The organism is Thiorhodococcus minor, from assembly GCF_010820565.1.
Taxonomy (GTDB): domain Bacteria; phylum Pseudomonadota; class Gammaproteobacteria; order Chromatiales; family Chromatiaceae; genus Thiorhodococcus; species Thiorhodococcus minor.
Genome location: NZ_JAAIJQ010000250.1, coordinates 1 through 1,401 on the forward strand (window position 1 = coordinate 1; position 1,401 = coordinate 1,401).

Annotated in this window: 1 protein-coding gene; it reads left to right on the forward strand. The window is 64.3% G+C overall.

Annotated elements, in window-relative coordinates; all coding sequences use genetic code 11:
- Positions 1-167: 167 nt before the first annotated feature.
- Positions 168-1,256, forward strand: a complete 1,089-nt coding sequence (ppsR, locus tag G3446_RS26710; RefSeq protein WP_245232837.1) for a transcriptional regulator PpsR — start codon at positions 168-170, stop codon at positions 1,254-1,256.
- Positions 1,257-1,401 lie beyond the last annotated feature (145 nt).

Genomic DNA, 1,401 nt, shown 5'->3' on the forward strand with positions numbered 1-1,401 from the left:
TGAACAAACGGCCCCTCGCAACCGAGGGCATGAGGTTACATTCTAAGCGCCACGCCGCCGCATGGGCTTTCTCCGCGCAGCGGCTTCGTCCAACAAGTCGCTCCAGCCGAGCCGCGCAGACGCGGCGTAGTTAATCTGCAAGCTCATCACGGCGCGGCCGTCTGAGCTTGGTCGTTCGCCAGCTGTTTCCGAACGGTCGATCGCTGCCGATCGAATACACCACGGTGCGTCTCGGCGGCGGCGATGGTCTGCTAGCCATCGGCCGCAGTCTGCAGTGTGTCAGCGAGCTGCAGACGCGGCTCATCGAGGCGCAGCAGACAATGGAGCGGGACTATTGGAAGCTGCGTGAGGTCGAGACCCGCTATCGGCTCCTGTTTCGCTCCTCGACGGATGCGATCCTGCTGCTGCGCGCCGACTCGCTCAGCGTCATCGAGCTGAATCCGGCCGCGATTGCAGCCCTGAGCGTCGGCGCGCATCGCGCCCGCCCCATCGTTGGCCGTGAGCTGCTGCCCTTGTTCGAGGCAGAGGACCGCGATGCCTTGCGCGCCATGCTGAGCCTCGTGGCCGAGCACGGGCATGCGCCCGGCGTCTTGGTGCATGTGGGGGAGGCGCATTTGGCTTGGCTTGCTCAAGCCTCGCTGCTCTCCTCGGAGTCGGGGGCCACCTACCTCGTCCGCTTGACCCCAGATCCGAGCGATGCGGAGATGAGCGGGCTTCAGGGATTGCCCTCCACTCAGGATCTGCTGCGACGCATGCCGGACGGATTCGTCATGATCGACCACGGCGGTCTGATTCTGAGGGTCAATCAGGGCTGTCTCGATCTCATGCAAATGCCAAGCGAGCGGTCCGTACTGCACGAGACCCTGGGCCGTTGGCTCGACCACCCAGGGGCGGACCTGGCCGCCTTGCTGGCGAAGCTCCAGCGCCTGGGCTCGGTCCGTCTCTTTCCGACGACGCTGCATGGCGAGCTGGGCGCCGAGACCGATGTCGAGATTTCCGCCGTCGGAGACACTGACGCCGACCCCGAGTACATCAGCCTCATCATTCGGGACGTTGGCCGGCGGCTGCTCCAAGGGGCGCAGCCGATCAAGCTGACCGAGGGGCCGTTGCCAGCGGTCGAGCGTCAGGGCAAGCACAGCTTGCGCCACCTGGTCGACCAGACCGTGAGTCTCGTCGAGCGACACTACATCGAGGAGGCGCTGCAGCGCACCGGCGGCAATCGGACCGCGGCTGCCGAGCAGGGCGAGCGCGTATAAAATCTTGTAAATAGAGCCAGTTGCGGCAATCTACCGAGAACCAACTCTCGGGAGATTCTCATGTCCGTCAGTCTGATCGAGCACTTTGCTCCCCTTCACGACCCCCGGGTCGAACGCAACAAACTGTATCCGCTCATGGAGATTC